The organism is Actinoallomurus soli (assembly GCF_024055715.1).
In the GTDB taxonomy this organism is placed as follows: domain Bacteria; phylum Actinomycetota; class Actinomycetes; order Streptosporangiales; family Streptosporangiaceae; genus Actinoallomurus; species Actinoallomurus soli.
This window is the reverse complement of the sequence record NZ_JAMXMV010000015.1, coordinates 23,582-42,801: the sequence shown is the minus strand read 5'-3', so window position 1 is coordinate 42,801 and position 19,220 is coordinate 23,582. Positions and strand designations below refer to the sequence as shown.

21 protein-coding genes are annotated in these 19,220 nt (G+C 71.1%); 7 read left to right on the top strand and 14 right to left on the bottom strand.

Annotation, left to right across the window (positions count from 1 at the left end; all coding sequences use genetic code 11):
* Positions 1–70: 70 nt before the first annotated feature.
* The 5 genes from NDW01_RS30185 to speB form a co-directional block, all read right to left on the bottom strand.
* Positions 71–919: a hypothetical protein gene (locus NDW01_RS30185; protein ID WP_252827722.1), complete on the bottom strand. Its 849-nt coding sequence runs from the start codon at positions 917–919 to the stop codon at positions 71–73.
* A 217-nt stretch (positions 920–1,136) separates the two neighbouring features.
* Positions 1,137–1,331, bottom strand: a complete 195-nt coding sequence (locus tag NDW01_RS30180) for a hypothetical protein (RefSeq protein ID WP_252827721.1) — start codon at positions 1,329–1,331, stop codon at positions 1,137–1,139.
* 24 nt (positions 1,332–1,355) lie between these two features.
* Complete coding sequence (locus NDW01_RS30175) at positions 1,356–2,789, bottom strand: aldehyde dehydrogenase family protein (RefSeq protein WP_252827720.1); 1,434 nt, start codon at positions 2,787–2,789, stop codon at positions 1,356–1,358.
* A gap of 19 nt (positions 2,790–2,808) precedes the next feature.
* A complete protein-coding gene (gabT, locus tag NDW01_RS30170) occupies positions 2,809–4,155 on the bottom strand; it encodes a 4-aminobutyrate--2-oxoglutarate transaminase (RefSeq protein WP_252827719.1) in 1,347 nt (448 codons plus the stop codon).
* 57 nt (positions 4,156–4,212) lie between these two features.
* On the bottom strand, positions 4,213–5,184 hold the full coding sequence (gene speB, locus NDW01_RS30165; protein WP_252827718.1) for an agmatinase: 972 nt from the start codon (positions 5,182–5,184) through the stop codon (positions 4,213–4,215).
* Positions 5,185–5,327: 143 nt separating this feature from the next.
* Between speB and NDW01_RS30160 the strand changes: the two genes are divergently transcribed.
* Positions 5,328–5,909, top strand: a complete 582-nt coding sequence (locus NDW01_RS30160; RefSeq protein ID WP_252827717.1) for a helix-turn-helix domain-containing protein — start codon at positions 5,328–5,330, stop codon at positions 5,907–5,909.
* A 511-nt stretch (positions 5,910–6,420) separates the two neighbouring features.
* Here the strand turns inward: NDW01_RS30160 and NDW01_RS30155 are convergent.
* On the bottom strand, positions 6,421–6,525 hold the full coding sequence (locus NDW01_RS30155; protein WP_252827716.1) for a DUF397 domain-containing protein: 105 nt from the start codon (positions 6,523–6,525) through the stop codon (positions 6,421–6,423).
* Positions 6,526–6,536: 11 nt separating this feature from the next.
* On the bottom strand, positions 6,537–7,376 hold the full coding sequence (locus NDW01_RS30150) for a helix-turn-helix domain-containing protein (protein ID WP_252827715.1): 840 nt from the start codon (positions 7,374–7,376) through the stop codon (positions 6,537–6,539).
* Positions 7,377–7,576: 200 nt separating this feature from the next.
* Here NDW01_RS30150 and NDW01_RS30145 point away from each other — a divergent pair, with 200 nt between their 5' ends.
* The 4 genes from NDW01_RS30145 (at position 7,577) to NDW01_RS30130 (ending at position 10,047) form a co-directional block, all read left to right on the top strand.
* A complete protein-coding gene (locus NDW01_RS30145) occupies positions 7,577–8,077 on the top strand; it encodes an ATP-binding protein (RefSeq protein WP_252827714.1) in 501 nt (166 codons plus the stop codon).
* Positions 8,074–8,325, top strand: coding sequence for a hypothetical protein (locus tag NDW01_RS30140; RefSeq protein WP_252827713.1), 252 nt, complete (start codon positions 8,074–8,076; stop codon positions 8,323–8,325). The genes NDW01_RS30145 and NDW01_RS30140 overlap by 4 nt, the downstream gene beginning before the upstream one ends.
* 222 nt (positions 8,326–8,547) lie before the next feature.
* Positions 8,548–8,985 carry a hypothetical protein gene (locus NDW01_RS30135; protein WP_252827712.1) on the top strand — a complete coding sequence of 146 codons (438 nt, stop codon included), beginning with the start codon at positions 8,548–8,550 and terminating at the stop codon, positions 8,983–8,985.
* 75 nt (positions 8,986–9,060) lie between these two features.
* Positions 9,061–10,047: a phosphotransferase family protein gene (locus tag NDW01_RS30130; RefSeq protein ID WP_252827711.1), complete on the top strand. Its 987-nt coding sequence runs from the start codon at positions 9,061–9,063 to the stop codon at positions 10,045–10,047.
* A gap of 44 nt (positions 10,048–10,091) precedes the next feature.
* Here the strand turns inward: NDW01_RS30130 and NDW01_RS30125 are convergent, their stop codons facing one another.
* Entirely contained in the window at positions 10,092–10,292 is a 201-nt protein-coding gene (locus NDW01_RS30125; RefSeq protein WP_252779205.1) for a hypothetical protein, read from the bottom strand.
* Positions 10,293–10,728: 436 nt separating this feature from the next.
* Positions 10,729–11,649, bottom strand: a complete 921-nt coding sequence (locus NDW01_RS30120; protein WP_252827710.1) for an aminoglycoside phosphotransferase family protein — start codon at positions 11,647–11,649, stop codon at positions 10,729–10,731.
* Between the two features lie 128 nt (positions 11,650–11,777).
* Here NDW01_RS30120 and NDW01_RS30115 point away from each other — a divergent pair, with 128 nt between their 5' ends.
* Together NDW01_RS30115 and NDW01_RS30110 are read left to right on the top strand one after the other, a co-directional pair.
* Positions 11,778–12,023 carry a hypothetical protein gene (locus tag NDW01_RS30115; protein WP_252827709.1) on the top strand — a complete coding sequence of 82 codons (246 nt, stop codon included), beginning with the start codon at positions 11,778–11,780 and terminating at the stop codon, positions 12,021–12,023.
* Positions 12,024–12,047: 24 nt separating this feature from the next.
* Positions 12,048–12,668 carry a DedA family protein gene (locus tag NDW01_RS30110; RefSeq protein ID WP_252827708.1) on the top strand — a complete coding sequence of 207 codons (621 nt, stop codon included), beginning with the start codon at positions 12,048–12,050 and terminating at the stop codon, positions 12,666–12,668.
* On the opposite strand, the gene NDW01_RS30105 is transcribed toward NDW01_RS30110, so the two are convergent.
* The 5 genes from NDW01_RS30105 to NDW01_RS30090 form a co-directional block, all read right to left on the bottom strand.
* Complete coding sequence (locus NDW01_RS30105) at positions 12,653–13,885, bottom strand: MFS transporter (RefSeq protein WP_252827707.1); 1,233 nt, start codon at positions 13,883–13,885, stop codon at positions 12,653–12,655. The two genes, NDW01_RS30110 and NDW01_RS30105, sit on opposite strands and share 16 nt — an antisense overlap.
* A gap of 207 nt (positions 13,886–14,092) precedes the next feature.
* A complete protein-coding gene (locus NDW01_RS44020) occupies positions 14,093–14,614 on the bottom strand; it encodes a DUF6596 domain-containing protein (protein WP_308211821.1) in 522 nt (173 codons plus the stop codon).
* The gene (locus NDW01_RS44015) at positions 14,614–15,012 is read right to left on the bottom strand and encodes a sigma factor (protein ID WP_308211820.1); all 399 of its coding nucleotides are present in this window, start codon (positions 15,010–15,012) and stop codon (positions 14,614–14,616) included. The genes NDW01_RS44020 and NDW01_RS44015 overlap by 1 nt, the downstream gene beginning before the upstream one ends.
* Positions 15,009–15,326 (bottom strand): YciI family protein, encoded by a 318-nt coding sequence (locus NDW01_RS30095; RefSeq protein ID WP_252827706.1) that lies wholly within the window; start codon positions 15,324–15,326, stop codon positions 15,009–15,011. Before NDW01_RS30095 ends, NDW01_RS44015 begins: the two co-directional genes overlap by 4 nt.
* Before the next feature lie 111 nt (positions 15,327–15,437).
* Positions 15,438–19,040 (bottom strand): discoidin domain-containing protein, encoded by a 3,603-nt coding sequence (locus tag NDW01_RS30090; protein ID WP_252827705.1) that lies wholly within the window; start codon positions 19,038–19,040, stop codon positions 15,438–15,440.
* Positions 19,041–19,220: the final 180 nt, after the last annotated feature.

Here is a 19,220-nt window from a genome sequence, read left to right as displayed (position 1 = left end):
CGGCCAGTGACCGTCAACGTTTTCATGGCGTACAGAATTCACTGTTAATATCAGTTAACGCGGCCTGTGATCATTCCCATTCCCATTCCAGTCCGATGATCCCGCCGTCCATCCCGCTCTTCGTGATGTGGACGCCGCCGGACGATCCGACCCAGAGCTCGGCGGTACGGCGCCGTGGCACCTCGACGGTGTCGCGTTCGTAGCGGTAGCAGCGTGCCGGCAACATTCGCCGGTCGAACCGGACGATGGCCAGATACTCCCTTACCGGATGCCTGAAACGGCGGTCATAGAATCGGGTGATCGGCCGGTCTCCCGGAAAGCCGAGTTCGTATTCCACGACCGCCGTGTCGCCGCGTGCCAGCACCCGGTCGAAGAAGAGCTCGATGGCGACGAACCCCATCTCGTGGCGTACCCGGCCCCGGCGGCAGTGGCGGAGGTCGCCGAGCGCCGGCGGGGGATCCGTCTCGGCCTCGGCGCGGTGCACGGCGACGACCCGGTCCACGTCGTCGCCCGACGCCCGCACCACCTGGCGTACCGCCAGCGACCGAGGTCGCCGGTCGGCGTCGACCTCGTAGACGTCGTGCACGCTCAGCCATTCGAGCCGGTGGTCGGACGACCGGTCGAGCCCGCCGAGCATCGTGAGGACGGGGCGCGGGTCGGACCAGAGCCGTGCCGGGTGCAGGGGGCCGCCTCCCGCCTGGCCGCGGCGCCGGCGCGGCCGCAGCAGCTCGGTCAGGGCGCCGCCCGGCAGCTCCAGGATCTGCTCCAGCACTCCGACGGCGGCGATGGAGTCGGGGCGCTGTGGCCGGCTCCGCCCGCCCTGCCAGTAGCTCAAAGTGGCGGCGCTGACACGAATTCCCCGCTGCCGCAGCCGGTTCCGCAGGCTTTCCAGCGTGAGGCCGCTTTCTTGAATCGCCATTCGCAGGGCGGTGGAGAACTCCGTCGAGCCCGAGGAACGGCCTCTCGATGCGTTTCCCGCCCTCGGGATTCGGGGGACTTCGCCCATGTCGTCCTCGATGCCCATGACGTCGAGGTTAGGGCGGCGGCCCGCCCGCCGAGAACCGACCCGGCGCGGATCGGGCGCGCGCGGGAAACGGTGTGCGGGAGTCCTTTGCAGGCTGCACTTGCCGATTCTGTCAGGCCGGGTAATGGTGGTCGGGGCGACCGGCGTCGACGCCCGGCCACCGCGTGCAGCGGGCGCCCCGCGCCGCGCAGCGCCTGCTGCGCGACGCGGGGCGCCGGGCCCGCTGTACGACGCGGGGCGCCGGGCCCGGCGGCGACACGGCCCGCAGCTCCGCGACGACGGCGCACCGGCGCTCGGTCTTCGTCACCGGGCCGATCGCCGGGGGCGGTCGTCAGAGGTCGAGGCCGGTGAGGACCAGGACGCGGTCCTCGGTGAGGTCGTTCATCGCGGCCCGGACGCCCTCCCGCCCGACGCCGGAGTCCTTCCAGCCGCCGTACGGCATCTGGTCCGCGCGGAAGCTGGGGACGTCCCCGACGATCACCCCGCCGACCTCCAGGTCGCGGTGGGCGCGGAAGGCCGCCTGCACGTCGGTGGTGAAGATCCCCGCCTGCAGCCCGTACTTGGAGGCGTTGACGAGGTCGAACGCCTCGTCCAGGTCGCGGAACGGGGCGACCGTGAGGACCGGGCCGAAGACCTCCTCCTCCGCCAGCGCGGACCCGGCGGGGACATCGGCGAGGACGGTCGGCGCCACGGTACGGCCGTCGCGGCCGCCGCCGGCCAGGACCGAAGCGCCGCCCCGGCGGGCCTCGTCGATCCAGTCCGTGATCCGCTCGGCCGCCGCGTCGTTGATCACCGGGCCGACCTGGACGCCGTCGGCCGTCGGGTCGCCGGTCGGCAGCTTCTCCACCTCGGCGACGAGGTCGGCGACGAACGCGTCGTAGATGCCCGAGTGGACGAGCACACGCTGGACGGAGATGCAGGACTGACCCGCCTGGTAGTTGGCGAACAGCGCGATCCGGCGCGCCGCGCCGGGCAGGTCCGGCCAGTCGTCGTTCACCACGACGGCGGCGTTGCCGCCGAGTTCCAGCGTGACGTGCTTGCGCGGCGCCTGCCGCTGGATCGCCCAGCCGACCGGGCCGGAGCCGGTGAACGAGATGACCGGGAGCCGCGCGTCGTCGACCAGGGCGGACATCCGGTCGTTCGGCACCGGCAGCACCGAGACCATCCGGGGCGGCAGGTCCGTCTCCGCGATGATCTCCCCGAGCAGAAGCGCGGACAGCGGCGTGGCCGGCGCCGGCTTCACCAGGATCGGGGCGCCGACCGCGATGGCCGGAGCGACCTTGTGCGCGACCAGGTTCAGCGGGAAGTTGAACGGCGCGATGCCCAGCACCGGGCCGCGTGGGAAGCGCCGTACGACGGCGAGCCGTCCGGTCGCCGCCGCCTCGGTGTCCAGCCGCTGCAGGTCACCGGAGAACCGGCGGGCCTCCTCGGCAGCCCAGCGGAACGTCGAGACCGCGCGGGAGACCTCCCCGCGCGCCCAGAGCAGGGGCTTGCCGTTCTCCGCGGTGATCAGCCGGGCGATCTCCTCGGCGCGCTCGGCGAGCCGCGCCGAGATGTGGTCGAGGGCCGCGGCCCGTACGTGCGCGGGGGTCGCCTGGGCCTCCCGCCGTACGGCGTCGAGGTCGGCGACGGCCTGCTCGATCTGGGCGTCGGTCGGCACGGAGACGACGCCGACGACGGAACCGTCCCAGGGGGAGGTCACCTCGAGGGTGTCCGTACCGGTCGTGGGCACGCCGGACAGGTAGAACGGAGTGACGTCTGACATGACTTCGTCCTCAGGGGGCTCAGACGGACGCGGCGAAGGCCTGCTCGAGGATGTCGAGGCCCTCGGCCAGCAGCTCGTCGGTGATGGACAGCGGGGGCAGGAACCGCAGCACGTTGCCGTAGGTCCCCGCCGTCAGGGTGACCAGGCCGGCGGCGTGGCAGGCGCGGTTCACCGCGGCGGTCAGCCCGGCGTCCGGGGTCTTGGCCTCGGGGTCGGACACCAGCTCGATCGCGAGCATCGCGCCGCGGCCCCGGACGTCGCCGATCTGGGGGAACTTGGCGGCCATCTCCCGCAGCCGGGGCACGAACAGCGCCTCGATCGCGCGGGCCCGCGCCGGCAGGTCCTCGGCCTGCATCGTCTCGATCGCGCCGAGGGCGCCCGCGCAGGCGACCGGGTTGCCGCCGTACGTGCCGCCGAGGCCGCCGCCGTGGACGGCGTCCATCACCTGGGCGCGCCCGGTCACCGCGGCGAGCGGCAGCCCGCCGGCGATGCCCTTCGCGGTGGTGATCAGGTCGGGGACGACGCCCTCGTGGTCGCAGGCGAACCAGTCGCCGGTGCGGCAGAACCCGGTCTGGATCTCGTCGGCGATCAGCAGGATGCCGTTGTCGTGGCACCACTCCGCGATCCGCGCGAGGTAGTCGGCGGGCGGCACGATGAACCCGCCCTCGCCCTGGATCGGCTCGATGATCACGGCGGCGGTGTTCTCCTCGCCGACCTGGGCGTGCAGCTGGGAGACGAACGCCTCGAACGCCTCGTCGGCGCAGTTCTCCGGGCCCGTGGGCCAGCGGTACGGGTACGCCATCGGCACCCGGTAGATCTCATTGGCGAACGGCCCGAAGCGGTGCTTGTAGGGCATGTTCTTCGCGGTGAGCGCCATGGTCAGGTTCGTGCGCCCGTGGTAGGCGTGGTCGAAGGCCACGATGGCCGACCGGCCGGTGTACGAGCGAGCGATCTTGACGGCGTTCTCCACGGCCTCGGCGCCGGAGTTGAACAGCGCGGAGCGCTTCTCGTGCTCGCCCGGCGTCAGCTCGTTCAGGGCCTCGGCGACCTCCACGTACTCGGCGTACGGGGTGATCATGAAGCAGGTGTGGGTGAAGTCGGCGACCTGCGCCTGCACCCGCTCGACCACGCGCGGGGCGGCGTTGCCGACCGTGGTGACCGCGATGCCCGAGCCGAAGTCGATCAGCTGGTTGCCGTCGATGTCGACCAGGATGCCGCCGCCGGCGCGCTCGACGTAGACGGGAAGGCCGGTGGAGACGCCCGCGGAGACCGCGGCGTTCTTGCGCGCGTGCAGTTCGGCCGAGCGGGGACCGGGGATCGCCGTCTTGAGGATGCGGCGCTGTTCGATGCCGGGGGGCGGGGTCATGCTGTGCTTCTCCAAACGGTGCGTGCGATGTTACGTACGGCGTACCCGTAACTGGCGTTATGTACGGCTCAGGGCCATCGCCGACAGCAGCTCGTACGCCGCGTGCGAGGCCGCGATCCCGGTGATCTCCGCGTGGTCGTAGGCCGGGGCGACCTCGACGACGTCGGCGCCGACGAGCTCCAGGTCGGCGAACACGCGCAGGAGGGCCAGCAGCTCACGGCTGAGCAGGCCGCCGGACTCCGGAGTGCCCGTGCCGGGCGCGAACGCCGGGTCGAGAACGTCGATGTCGACCGAGACATAGACCGGCCGCTCGCCGACCCGCTCACGGATCCGCTCGGCGACGCCGCGCGTGCCCAGGTCCTCCATCTCGCGGGCGTGCACGATCTGGAAGCCGAGCTCGGCGTCGGCGGTCAGGTCCGCCGCGTCGTACAGCGGGCCCCGGATCCCGACGTGCAGGCAGCCGGACAGGTCGAGCAGGCCCTCCTCGGACGCCCGCCGGAACGGCGTGCCGTGCGTGGTGGCCGCGCCGAAGTAGGTGTCCCAGGTGTCGAGGTGCGCGTCGAAGTGGACGACCGCGACCGGGCCGTGGCGGCGGGTCAGCGACCGCAGCAGCGGCAGCGCGATCGTGTGGTCGCCGCCGATGGTCAGCAACCGGCCCGCCCGGTCGAGGAGCGCGTCCGAGCCCGCCTCGATCTGCCGCACGGCCTCGTCGATCGAGAAGGGATTGACCGCGATGTCGCCCGCGTCGGCCACCTGCTGCCGGCCGAACGGGCCGACGTCCAGCGCCGGGTTGTACGGGCGCAGGAGCCGCGACGACTCCCGTACGTGCGCGGGACCGAAGCGGGCGCCCGGCCGGTAGCTGACCCCGGTGTCGAAGGGCACGCCCACCACGGCGACGTCGACGTCGGAGACCTCGTCGAGCCGCGGCAGCCGGGCGAACGTCGCGGGCCCGGCGAAGCGGGGCACGACGCCGGCCACCACGGGACCGACGTGGCCGTTCTCGGTCGTGCGAGGCAGATGGTCTGACATGGGGTCCTCTCGGCTACCTGGCGTGATAACCATAGAGCAACGGGAGTTTCCTGCCAAGAAACAAGTAGAGTGCGGGCGGCGACCTAGACCGGCCGCAACCGCCGCGCCGCCGGTCCGGGCCGGTGACAGGACGAAGGGGCCGGATGAAGTCAGTGCCGATCGATGCCGGCGGCCAGGAGCCGCGCATCGGCGCCCGGCTGCGCGACGCGCGGCAGCGCCAGGGGCTCACGATCGACCAGGTCGCGCAGAGCACCGGCCTGACCAAGGGTTTCATCAGCCGGATCGAGCGGGATGTCACCTCGCCGAGCGTGTCGACGCTCGTGACGGTGTGCGCCGCGCTGTCGCTGCCCGTCGGCGAGCTGTTCACCGCCCCGAAGAACGACGTCGTACGGGCCGGCGACGCCCCGAAGATCCAGCTCACCGGCCAGGGCGCGGACGAGCGCCTGCTGACCCCACGCGGCCAGGGAAGGGTCCAGCTGATCCGCTCCGTCACTGGGCCGGGCGCCACCGGCGGGGACGAGCTGTACACGCTGAACTGCGAGGTCGAGGTCGTCCACGTGCTGCGCGGTACTCTTCAGGTGCGGTTCAGCGATTCGGTGGTGACGCTGGCCGAGGGCGACACGCTGACGTTCTCGGGCCGAGAGCCGCACAGCTGGCTCAACCCGGACGAGACCGCCACCTCCGAGGCACTGTGGGTCATAGCCCCCGCTTCCTGGAGCACCTGACCGATCGGTGTCGTGGCCCGCGGGGCGTGCGAAAACACCGGCGCGGGCGGCCGCGGCCACCGCGGCCGTGGCCTGGTCGGCGTGGTGTCAAGGGGCTCGGCGGTGACGAGCAGGCGCATGCACTGGCCCTGAGCGGCATGGTCTACCTGGCGCGCGTCGGCGCCGCGAAGACGGTGGCGACCATCGGCGGGGACGGCGACCTGTCCGTAGCCATGACCGCGAGCTATGAGATGACCCGCGCGTGATCCCCTGCGCCGAACGAGCCACCCGGCCGGCCGGCCGACCGGTCACCGTGCCGTCGGCAGTGACGTCCCGAACACGGCAAACCGGTCATCGACCCGCCACATCGACGGCAACCCGACCACGGCGGCGGCGAAGTCCTGCAGCACCTTTGATCACTGGCGGATGCTGCCGTCTAAGCACAGTAGGTGCCAGTGATCAGGTGCCGTCGACCCGGCCCCCGACATGGCGCAGGCCCCAGGAGCACTCCTGGGGCTGCGCACTTCCGGCCTTACGCGCGCTGCGACTCGCCGACGACGGCGATTTCGACACAGTTGCCGGATCCGCCGCCGGAGTGGCTGCTCTTGCGCCAGCTGCTGGTGGGGGACTGGGACACGCTGCACTCCCTCATTCATCTTCCGCCAACCGCCTGAGCCAGGCGATCGACTCATCAGGCCCGAGCGCGGTCGCGCTCAGGAACTGAAAGACGCTCCGTCGTTCCTCAACTGCGGGGGCGCCTTCCACATAGGAGGAGCCCGGCCGTGCCTCGCAGTAGACCAGGCTCGGATCATCCTCATAGTCCAGGATCACGAATGAGCCGTGAAGGCCTGCGTGCGGAGCAATGTTCATCGGCATGACCTGGACGGTGACGTGTTCCAGGTGCTCGGTGTCTATGAGCCGTTGGAGTTGGCCGACCTTGGCCTCCTGTGAGCCGAAGGAACGGGTCAAGGCGTTCTCGTCGATGACCGCCCACAACTTCGGTGGGTTCTTGTCCGTGAGGATCTTCTGGCGCTCCATGCGGAGCTGGACGAGGTTCTCGATCTCATCTTCGTTCTTCATCGAGCCTCGCTGGATCGCGCGGGCGTATTCCGGCGTCTGCAGCAAGCCGGGGATGATGGCGAGCTCGTAGGTGCTGATTCTCGCTGCCTCGGCCTCGAACTCGACGTAGTTGTCATCGAGTGGTCCGTACGCGGTCCACCATCCGCGCTGGCGGGCCTGGCGGGTCAGGTCGAAGAGTGCTTCCCGGATTGCCTGGTCGGTCACGTTATAGGTCTCGAGGAGCACTCGGACATCGGTGACGCGCGGCCGGACGGTCAATGCGCGTTCCAACTTGTTTACCTTGCCGTTCGCCCATTCGAGTCGGCGGTTGACCTCGTCGGCGGTCAGACCCGCCGCCTCGCGGAGCCTCCGGAGTTCCCGGGCGAGTCGACGACGGCGGACCGTTGGGCTGTGCCTGGCGTCGGCCATCTGAGCTGTCCTCTCTCGTTGAGCGTCACTGATCGTAGGGCTTTCGCCACAGAAGCGGACACTCGCCACAAAATGCCTAATAGATCTTGACTATTAGCATGAACCTCATTGCGAATTAGCTAATAGGTGGAGCATAGTGGAGCGCATCGTGACTGAGTTCCTACTTTGAGTAGCGACTCTTCGTCCCCCGAGGAGCCTCCATGACGCAATGCGTCCCATCACCGAGAAGATCGAGCCAGATCGCGAAGGTCTGCGTTCCAGGTCCGGGCTGGACCCGGATTCCCCCTCTGCCGTCGGCTGTCGCGGACGCGCGGCGGTTGGTGCGCGACCGGCTGGGGTCCGCTGATCCGGACTTCGTCTACGACGTCGAGCTGGTGACCTCCGAGCTGGTCACCAACGCCCTCACCTGCGTCCGGACCTTAGGAGCTCCGCCGTCTCAGGTGGACGCGGACATCTGGCTCGGCGTCGAGACCAGGACCCGCTGGACCCACCTGCGTGTCCGGGATCCGTATCCCGGAGCGCTGCCGAGGAGGAGGCGGCCCGATCCGATGGACACCAGTGGGCGGGGCGTCCTCATCAGTGCGGCCGTGGCCGACCACCTCTGGGCCGAGGTCTCGGAGATCGACAAGATCGTCCATGCCGTGCTCGTCAAGCCCGGGGCGACCCTGTCCCGGGCCGACATCGCCGGTCTCGTCCGGTGACCGCACAGCGGCCGGTGCCGGTGATCCCCGGCTTCACCGTCCAAGAGGACCCGCTCACCCGGGAGTGGGTCGCCGTCTCCGCGTCCGGCAGGTACAAGATCCGCGGTCGCGGCCAGCGGGAGCTGGAACAGCAACGCTGGGCGCTGTACGGCCGGGTGCTGGCCGAGTTCCGCCAGGCCATCGCCGAGACCTGGCCCCGTCCGTCCCTGCCGGGTTCGCAGGGCACCGAGACGATGCCCGCCTCCTGAACCTCCCTCCGCTGCTCGCGGAGGGCCACGGCGAGGACAGGGAGGAGGTGGGGTTCGTGAATGAAGCGGTGTGGCGCAAGGCCGTGCGCCGGTGCGGTGGCTATACCGGTGAGGACGGTGAGGCCTGCGTCGAGATCGCCGTCATCGGCATGCGGTGAGTGACAGGGCGTCCCCCCGAGGCGAAGTCGGGGGGACGCCTCCCACGATCTTAGGGACTGATCCGTGCACTTCCATGCGTACCTCTACCGAGGTCCCGGCGAGGCGATCAAACCGTTCGACGACGCACGCCGCCCCGGAACGCCCGAGTTCCAGACCGCCGTCGTCCCACCCGAGGCCACCAGCGCCTGGCTCAGCAAACCCGCCCGAATGGTCAAGGGCACCTGGGACGACCCCGGCGAGGCGGTGACCTGGCTGGCCCGGCAGTACACCGACGTCGCCGACCAGCGCATGCACCTGGACCGGCAGCTCCAGGCGCCCTCCCTGGAGACCATGACCGCCAACGCCCTCGACACCCTGCGCCGGGGCAACGACGTCGTCTGGGCCTGGTGGCTCAGAGGCGGGAACTTCATCGACCTGACCGTGGCCTGCTGCCCGAACCGGGATGCAGAACACCCGTGTCCGGAAGGCCGGATCGGCCGGCGGCCGGACCGCGTGATCTGACGGCCCCCGCCGTCCCGCGAGGGCGGCGACGGAGAACGGTGGACCGGCGATCGGCCAGGCCGCAGAATCGAGGCCGTGGACAGCAGGACCAAGCGCCGCCTGAGCGGCGCCGAACTGGACGCGCTGGCGCGGCGGGTCCTCGGTGCCGGGGTGGTCGCGTCGACCGAGCTGACGGACGGGTTCGCCAACGCGGTCTGGCGGCTCACCCTCGACGACGGCCGCGAGGTGGTGCTCAAGCTGGCGCCGCCGCATGACCTCGAACAGCTCAGCTACGAGCGCTTCCTGCTGCGGACCGAGGCGGAGGCGTACGGGCTGGCCGCCGCGGCGGGGGTTCCGGTGCCGCCGCTGCTCGGCGCGGTGTTCGACGATCCGGTGCTCGGGGGCGACCTCCTGCTGCTCGGCGCGCTCGACGGCGTCTCGTGGAACGACGTCGAGCCGGCGGGGGAGGACGCACTCCGCCGCGAGCTGGGCCGCCACCTCGCGCGGCTGCACACGGTCACCGGCACCGTCTTCGGCTACCCGTACGCGGGGATCACCGGGACGACCTGGCGCGCGGCGTACCTCGCGATGGCGGGGGCGCTGCTGGCCGACGTCGAGCGGTACCCGACGCCGTTGCCGCTGCCGGCCGAGGAGATCGGCGCGATGCTCACCGCCGCCGCGCCCGTCCTGGACGAGGTGGTGACACCGCGTCTCGTGCACTTCGACGTGTGGCGGGGGAACGTCTTTCTCGACCTCACCGCCACGCCGCGGATCCAGGCGATCATCGATCACGAACGCGCGTTCTGGGGCGACCCGCTGGCGGAGTTCGCCACGCCGACCATCTTCGGCGAGCTGCGCGAGGACGACCCCCTGCTGGCGGGCTACCGCGAGGTGACCCCGCTGGAGCTGACCCCGGCGGCCCGCGTCCGTCTCGACCTCTACCGGGCCTACCTCTACCTGATCATGTTGGTGGAGAACGGGCCCCGGCAGTATCCGGAGCAGGAGTACGCGCGGGTCCGCGACCTCACTAACGCGTCGCTGGCGCAGGTCCTCGACCGTCTCGCGCGCTGCCCGGCGCGGTGACGCGAACGGACCCTCCAGAGCCGTCTCATCCGAACCGCCGAACGTCAGCGGGTGTTCAGGCCGGCACGCCGGAGCTTGCCGATGACGTTCTGGACGGAGCGGTGATCCGACGGCGTCGACGGGCAGAAGACGGTGCGCCCTGACGGCGGCTTCCAGGCGAGATGGTTGTTGCTGGTCAGGGTGATGGTCCACCCGGCGGCTTCGGCGCGCCGGGCGAGCTGTCGTAGATCGCGGGGGATTTTCACGGGCTCTTCCTGTGGATCAGCCGGTAACGGAAGCGTGCCGGCCTCCGCGTGACGGACACCGCCGAAGGGCGATGGCCGTCGTTCGGACTCGCCGTCGAGTCCGGGGCGAGGTCGCCGACCAGGATCCCGTCCGTGGTCATCAGTGCGATCTGCTCGCCCGAGACGTCCTCGGTGGACCGTGCGGTTGCGCGGCCCCCGGACGGTGACGCCGTCCGTCGAAGACGGGGGAGGTCAGGACATCGTTACCGGTCCTTGCCGTCCTCGGTCATCGAGGGCGGCAAGGACAATGATCCCACATCTCGACTCTGCGTGCAGGCGGCAGGGTCGGCAGGCGGCTCGGCGCCCTCCGGAATCGCGGGCGGTTCAGCGTGTTCGACCCGGTATCCCGTGCCCCACACGTACTTTGTAAAGGGCGCCGGCGCCGCCGTGTGATCCTTCACTCGGTCATACGGGACCGTGACTCGTGATCGGCCAGGATCTCCTCGACCACGCGGCGGTCGGCGGCGATCCGGGCGTCGTCGGCGTCCGGGGCGGTGAGGCCGAGGAGGGCCTTCCACAGGGCCCAGCCGCGGGCGCGCGCCCAGGTGGCCGGGTCCTGGCCGACGGCGGTACGGAACGTCTCCCGGCTCCCGCCGGCGAAGAACGTCCACGCGATCACCAGGTCGCAGGCCGGGTCGCCGACGCCCGAGGTGCCGAAGTCGATGACGGCGGCCAGTCTCCCGTCTCTGACCAGCAGGTTGTTGACGGCGACGTCGCCGTGGAACCACACCGGCGCGCCCTTCCACTCGGCTTTCAGGGCGGCGTCCCACACGGCCGACGCGCGGCGGGTGTCGACGCGGCCGTCGAGCGCGGCGAGACAGCGCCGCGTCTCGTCGTCGTAGTGCGTCAGGGCGGCGCCCCGGTACCAGCTGTGCGCGCCCGCCGCCGGCCCGCCGGTGGCGTCGACGCGCTGCAGGGCGCGGATGAAACCGGCCAGGTCGGCGGCGAACGCGGGCAGGTCGGGGATGCGCTCCCGCCGGGCGAGCCGTCCGTCCAGCCAGCGGCGGACCGACCAGTCGAACGGGTACCCCTCGCCCGGCGTCCCCTTCGCGAGCGGGATCGGGATCTCGACCGGGAGACACGGGGCGAGGACCGGCAGCCAGCGGTGTTCCTTGTCGATCGCCGGGGCGTAGCCCGCCGCGGTCGGCAGGCGCACCGTCATCTCGTTCCCGAGGCGGTAGGTGCGGTTGTCCCACCCGTCGACCTCCACCGGCCGGACCGGCAGGTCGCTCCACTGCGGGAACTGCGCCGCGAGCAGCCGCCGTACCAGCCCCGCGTCGATCCCCGCGCGGCCATCCTCGTACGGCGTGTCGGTCACCGCAGGAGTGTGGCCCGCGCCGTGTCGGCCGGCAACCGCTTTTCGGGTGCCCCGTCCGCGGAGCATGCGGCCCGGTCAGAAGGGGTACGTCGTGGTGACGGCGATGCCGAGCCCGAAGGTGCCGTGCCATGAGGGAATCCGCGATCGAGAAGGTCGAACATCACTTGGGCAGCCGTGTCGAACTGCCGGTCCTGGGACAGGTGATGCTGCCTCGGCCCGAGAAGCTGGTCTACTACGCCGGGCTGGGCGTCCTCGCCGCTCTGGAGCTGGTCGAGTGGCCGGTCGCACTGGCGATCGGCGCCGGGCACCTGCTCGCCGACCAGCAGCACAGCCGGGTGCTCCACGCCCTCGGCGAGGCGATGGAGGAGGCCTGAACCAGGACCGGGTAGGGGAAGGGCATGGCGCCGCCGCTGCCCGGGCCGCTGGCCCACCTGGCCCCGGTACTCGATCACTACGGTTACGCCGCGGTCGGGGTGCTGATCTTCGTGGAGGACTTCGGCATTCCCGTTCCCGGCGAGACGATCCTGATCGCCGCGTCCGTGTACGCGGGGGCCGGGCGGCTGAACGTCGTCATCCTCGGCGTCATCGCCGTCGTGGCGGCGGTGGCGGGGGACAACGTCGGCTATCTGATCGGCCGCACCGGCGGCTGCGCCCTCGCCCACCGGTGGGGCCGTTACGTGCTCCTGACGCCCGAGCGCCTTCGGCGGGCGGAGCAGTTCTTCGTCCGGCACGGCGGGAAGGTCGTGACGATCGCCCGCTTCATCGAGGGGTTTCGCCAGGCCAACGGGATCCTCGCCGGCATCACCGGGATGCACTGGCCTCGCTTCCTGGCCTTCAACGCGCTGGGCGCGGTGCTGTGGGTCGGCCTGTGGACGGGACTGGGGTACGCGGTGGGCACCCACATCGGGGCGATCTCCCAGCAGGCCTTCCGCTACCAGATCTACCTGCTGGCCGGCCTGGCCGTGATCGTCCTGGCCCGCTTCGTCTACCACCGCTTCCGCCGTCACCGCGCCGACTGATCGTTTCCACGGCGGATCGGGCCGAACAGTGCCACGGTGAGGAGCAGCGGGATCAGGGCGGCCAGCGTCGCGGCCAGGCCGATGGCCTCCGCGGCGGAGCCGATGAGGGCGGGGCCGAGGAGGACGCCGGCGTACGTGAAGGTCGTGAGCCGTGAGACCAGGGTCGCCGCGTCGTGACCGGTGCCGTCGTTCCGCGCGACCGCGCTGAAGACGAGAGGGACCAGCACGGATCCGCCGAGGCCCGCGACGGCGAACCCGGCGACGGCGGCGGACGGGTACGGGACGAGCACGGCCGCCGTCAGGCCGCACGCCGCGACCAGCCCGCCCGCGCGGAACACGAGCGTGGCCCCATGCCGCGCGGTCAGGCGGTCCCCGATCAGCCGACCACCGGTCTGACCCGCCGTGTAGGCGGTCACCGCGGCCGTGGCCAGGCCGAGCGAGACGCCTCTGCCCTCATGGAGGAAGATCGCGCCCCAGCCGAGCGCCGCGCCCTCGCAGACCATCAGCACGGTGCCGGTCAGGCCCAGCCCGACGACCTTCCCCGTCCACGCGCCGCGCAGTCCCGCGCGACCGCCCTTCGGCGCCGGGTCCGTACGGCGGTCCGCCGCCGCGGGCAGCAGGAACGGACCGACCGCCGGCCCACCGGCCAGGAGGACGGCGGCGGCGACGCAGAGATGTGTCGCGGATCCGACGCCGGTGTGCGCGGAGACGGTCGCGGCCAGGGACGCGGCGACCGCGCTGACGCTCCAGGCGGCGTGGCAGCCGTTCAGCACCGGCCGCCCGGCGAGCCGCTCCACCGTCAGGGCGTGCGCGTTCATGGCGGCGTCCGTCGCCCCGTGTACGGCGCCGAGCGCGGTCACGGCCACCGCGAAGGCGACGGACCCGCCGGCCAGGCCGACGGCGCCCAGCAGCAGCGGCATGGCGGCGAGAGAGACGCGCAGCACGGTCCGGCTCCCGAACCGGGCCACCAGCGGCCCGACGAACTGCATGGACGCCAGCGCCGCCACGGCGAACAGCACCCCGATCGTCCCGACCTGACCGTCCGTCAGGTGATGTTCGTCCTTCAGCGCGGGCAGCCGCACGATGTACGTCGACAGCGTCAGCCCGTTGAGGAGGAAGACGGCGGTCGCGGGCCACCGGCCGGCGCACGCGGCCCGCGCGGCCGGCGGCGCCGGTGCGGTCGGGGCGGTCGGGGTGGTCGGGTCCTGGATCGTCATCGCGCCTCCTGCCATCGCCGTCCCGGGAGAAGCCGGGTCCGCCGAGACGACGAACGGCGCGAGGCGCTTCTCGACAGGCCGGCCGATCCGCCCGACCTGGTCTCGGCAGGGTCACCGATCCGCCCGACCTCGTCTCGGCAGAGTCACCGATCCGCCCGACCTCGTCTCGGCAGGTCGCCGATGCGGCGCGATCTCCTTTCGGCGGGGTCAGCCGAGCCGGGCGCGTACCTCGTCGATGCGGCGGCGCAGGTAGGTCCGCTCGGAGTCGCCGGGTGCCAGGGCGAGCGCCTGCCGGTAGGCGTTCTCGGCCTCCGCCCACCGGCCGAGGCGGCGCAGCAGGTCCGCGCGGGTCGCCGGGAGCAGGGGGTAGCCCTCCAGCGCGCCCGCGTCGGTGATCGCGTCGACGAGGACGAGCCCGGCCGCCGGTCCCTCCGCCATCGCGACCGCGACCGCCCGGTTCAGCTCCACGAAGGGGGAGGCCGCGAAGCCCGCCAGGCGCTCGTACAGAGCCGCGATCCGCGCCCAGTCCGTCTCCCCGGCGGTGGCCGCGGTGGCGTGGCAGGCCGCGATGGCGGCCTGGAGCTGGTACGGCGTCACCGTGCCGGTGAGGAGCCGGACCCCCTCGCCGATCATCTCGTGGTGCCACCGGGTCCGGTCCTGCTCCTCCAGCGGGATCAGCACCCCCGTGGAGTCCGTACGCGCGTCGACGCGGGAGTGGTGGAGCAGCATCAGGGCGAGGAGGTCAGACCGGCGACCGTCCGCAGGGTGAGCGCGACCCGGGCGCCCAGCGGGAGCGCGGGATGGCAGCACGTGAAGATCAGCCGCAGGCGGTCGTCGTCCCACCCGTCGTCCCCGGCGTCCGCCACTCCGGTCGCCTCCTTGAGCTTCGCCGCCTCGACCGTGGTGCGGCGGAGCCGGTCCAGGGCGCGGTTGCGCGCGGTGGTGGTCAGCCACGCCCCGGGCCGGCGGGGGACGCCCTCGCCGGGCCAGTGCAGGAGGGCGGCCTCGAAGGCCTCCTGGACGCACTCCTCGGCCAGTTCCCAGTCGCCGGTGAGGCGGATGAGCGTCGCCAGCGCTCTGGCCCGTTCGTCGCGGTAGGCGGCGGCGACGGCGTCCCGGGCGTTCACTCGGTCCAGAACGGCCGCAGTTCGATCGTTCCGAACGCCGCCGCCGGGTGCTTCGAGGCCACCTCGATCGCCTCGTCGAGATCGGCGCACTCCAGGATGTCGAAGCCGCCGATCTGCTCCTTGGTCTCCGCGAACGGCCCGTCCGCGATGATCACTTCGCCGTTCCTCCGGCGCACCGTGGTCGAGTCACGTACCGGACGCAGCCGGTTGCCCGTCAGCCGTACGCCCCGGCCCTCCATCTCCTCGATCCAGGCGCCGGGGTCGGCGTTCCGCTCCACGTCCTCATCGACGCAGACGAGCAGCAGGTATCTCATGTCTCCTCCTCCGACGGGGGATTGTCCATCAGGACGACGAACGGAGGAGGACGCTTCTCGACATGAGAAACGCCCGGCCGGGGATGCTCCGGCCGGGCGTCTCGCCGTCTCCTACGGCTGGACGTCGATGGTGAAGGTGGAGGTCGTGTTCCTGATGTCGACCGCGTTGTCGCTCATCTTCAGGTTGTGGAAGGTGACCGAGCCCACCGCCGGGCCCTGACCTGGCTCGGGCAGCTCGTTGGCCCAGAGACCGAAGCCCGACTTGGCGTCGTAGGCGTCGCCGCTCTTGTGCGCGCCCGTGATGGTGACGTTGGTGAGCACGGTGTCGGTGACCGGGTTCATCGCCCGGCCGCTGGTGTCGTAGTCGGTCTGGAACATGATCCCGGAGTACGTCGGGTCGACGATGTCCACGTCACTGACCCGGATCGCCCGGAACTGCTTCGAGGCGGAGAACATCCAGATGGCGGGGAAGGTCTGCGCGCCCCAGAAGTGGCCACCGGCCCGCACGATCGAGATGTTGCCGAAGGTCGTCTGGTCCGGTCCGAAGTCCTCCATCGGGTAGCCGAAGTCGAGCGAGCTGATCGTGATGCCGGAGTAGGTCAGCGTGTCGGCGATGTAGACGTTCTTGACGGTGTTGTCCTGTCCGCCGTACACCGCGACACCCGCCGCGCGCCACGGCAGGATCGCCGTGAGGTTCTGGAAGACGTTGTTCTTCTCGCCGGTGCCGCCGGAGTCGGTCGCGGCGAACAGCGCGAAGCTGTCGTCCCCGGTCGTGCGGGCCTCGTCATTGGACACCAGGTTGTCGGAGCTGCCGTTGGTCATGTTGACGCCGTCGGCGTACGTGTCCCGGATCCTGGAGTTCGTGATCGTCATGTGGTCGGTGTTGTTGCCCCAGTACATGCAGACCATGTGCTCGACCCAGATGTTGTCGATCGTGTCGTTGGCGACGTTCTGGAGGTCGAACACCTTGCCCGGCCCGTCGATCCGCGAGGTGTAGTTGCCGAAGTAGGCGAAGCCGGAGAAGGTCGAGCCGTTCGCCGTCGCGTCCGCCCGGATGCCGATGTCGGTGTTCTCCTGGCCGGTGGGCGCCTGGAACTGGGTGTACCAGGGGCCGGCGCCGACCAGCTTGATCGCCTTGCCGTACACCTGGAGCTTGCCGGACGTCTGGTACGTGCCCGCGGGCAGGTACACGCCGACCAGGGTGGAGTCCTGGCGCACCTTGTCCAGCGCGTTCTGCACGTCCTGCTGGGTGAACCCGGCCGGCACGGCGTACTTGGAGGGGTCGGGGTTGGCGAGGGGCGCGACCTGCTCGGTGTCGACGAAGTCGATCGAGTAGTAGGCCGCCGTGTTGGCCGCGTCCTTCTGCAGCCTGATCTTGTGCCCGGCCGGCACGGTCGTGCCGAGCATGACGTGCGCCTCGTCGTAGATGTGCCGCGGTGAGGAGTCCGGCGAGTTGCCCGGGCTCGTCTCGCTGCCGTACAGCCACGCGAAGTGCGAGGTCAGGTCGATCGACTTGAGGAACGTCCCGTCGACGTAGACGTCCAGGGTCGAGTTGATCCCGCCGCCGCCCGGCGCGTCGGGGATCGCGAAGCGCGTGACGAGCGTGTTGGTGCTCGCCTTGGTGGTGAACTCCACGCTGCTGCCGGTGGTGGCCAGCTTCACCGCGCGGCGGCCGGACGCCTCACCGGCCAGGTCGCCGATCGTGCGGTTCGGGCCGACGACCGTCGCCCCACCGGCCAGGACGCCGTCCTCGGCCTCGTACGTGTCGTACGGCATGTTCGCGCCGCGCCCGACGAAGAGCGGGGTGCTGCTGGTGTTGTTGGCCTGCTTGACCGGCAGCTCGTTCGCGTCGTTGGCCAGCACGACCTTGACGGTGTACCGGCCGTTGACCGCCGTCCACGATCCAAGGGTCACGGGGGCCGCGGTGGCGCCCGCGGCGATGGTCCCGTCGACCGAGCCGGTGAGCGTCTTCACGGTCGCGCCGTTCGCGTCGAGGAGCGTGAGCGTGATGCCGTGCGAGCCGGAGCCCGCCGCCACGGTGCCCTGGTTCTTCACCGCCACGCTGAACGTCACGGTGTTGCCGCTCGCGGGATTGCCGGGCGTCCAGGTCACCGACGAGGCGACCAGGTCGGAGCTGGCGACGGGCGCCACCGTCAGCGACGTCGGGTTCGTGTAGGAGTTGTTGTCCTCGTTCAGCTCCAGGACGTTGTCGGCCTCGTCGACCTTGCCGCTGAGCTGGTAGGTCCCCGCGGCGCGGGTCCCGGCGGACGCCGTCACCGTGCTCGAGGCGCCGGCCGCGAGCGCGCCGACCGCCGCGGTGCCGACCTTCTGCCCGGCCAGGTAGAAATTGACGTCGGTCGGGTCGGAGGCCGCCGTCCCGGTGTTCTTCACGGTCGCCGAGAGCGAGACGGCGTCGGTCTCGGTCGGCGACGCCGGGCTCCAGGACATGCCGCCGATCGTCAGGTCGGGCGCGGGGGCCGGGGTGCCGATGACCTGGAGTTCGGCGACCTGACCGCCGGTGGCGCCGGAGTTGGCGGTGAACTTCAGCTGCACCTCGGCGGCCGTGGTGGTCACCGGGATCGTCACCGTGTTCCCGGACGCCGGGTCGAAGGTGTACGTCTTGGCCGCGACGACGCTGGTGAAATCGCCCGAGTGGTTCGGCCGGGCGAGCACCTCGATGGTCTGGGTGCGCCGGCCCCAGGAGGCGTCCGGGTTGAGTTTGACGACGACGGAGCCGACGTCGGCCTTCGCCCGGAGGTTCACCGTGAGGGTGTCCGGGTAGCTGTTGGCGGCGGCCTCCCAGTACGTGCCCACGTTGTCGTCGTTCGCGTTCGTCTCGACGAAGTCGTAGATGTGGGACGAGGCCGTGATCGGCTTGCCGGCGGCGAGGTTCGTGCCGGTCCCGCCGCTGCCGGTACGGGTGACCGTGTCGCTGTTCGGCGACTGGTTCCCGGCGGCGTCCTTCGCCCGCACGTAGTAGGTGACCGTGGCGGTGGCCGGCTGGGTGTCGGTGTAGGTCAGGACGTTGCCCGCGACGCTCCCGCGCAGCGTCCCGTTGGCGTACACGTCGTAGCCGGTCACGCCCACGTTGTCCGTGGCGGCGTTCCACGTCAGCTTGATCTGGCCGGAGGAGGGCTCGGTGTAGGCGAGGCCGGTGGGCGCGGTGGGCGCCTGGGTGTCGCCGGTGGCCGGCCCGTACACCTCGAACTCCGACAGCTGCCCGGCCGGCCAGCCCGTGTTGGCGGAGATGCTGAGCCGCAGGTACCGGGTGACGACCGTGCCGAACCCGATGGTCACCGTGTTATTGCTCGCGGGGTCGAACGTGTGCGCGGCCGAGCCGACGATGTCGGTGTACTTCGTGCCGTCGGTGCTGCCCTGGACGGCGAACGTCTCGGTCCGCGCGCCCCAGTTCGCGGTCGGCAGCTTCAGCACGACCTTGTCGGTGCCGACCGCCGCGCCGAGGTCGACCTGGATCCACTGCGGGAACGCGTTGTTGGCGCTCTCCCAGTAGGTCGACTGGTTCCCGTCGTTGGCGTTGGCGGGGGCGTAGACGTCGTTGTAACTGCTGGCCGAGACGGTCTTTCCCGCCGCCAGGTTCGGGCCGTCCGCGGCGGACGCGGGGGCCGCCGCCCCCAGGACGGCGGCCACGGATGTGATGAGGCTGATGACAGCGCCTCCTGCGAGCAACCGCAGCCGTGCGTGCTTCGGTCTCATTGCGCCTCTCGTTTCGAACAGCGCCGACCGCACGCGGGCGGGGCGCGTTGGGCGGGGCCACCTGCCGGGCGAGGCATGTGGGGGACGCACCACCGAGGCTAAATTTCACGACAGATTAACGCAATAGTTCGACAGTGCTTTGCAAAGAGGTGGCCTTGCTGTCCTTCCCCCCCTCTTGAC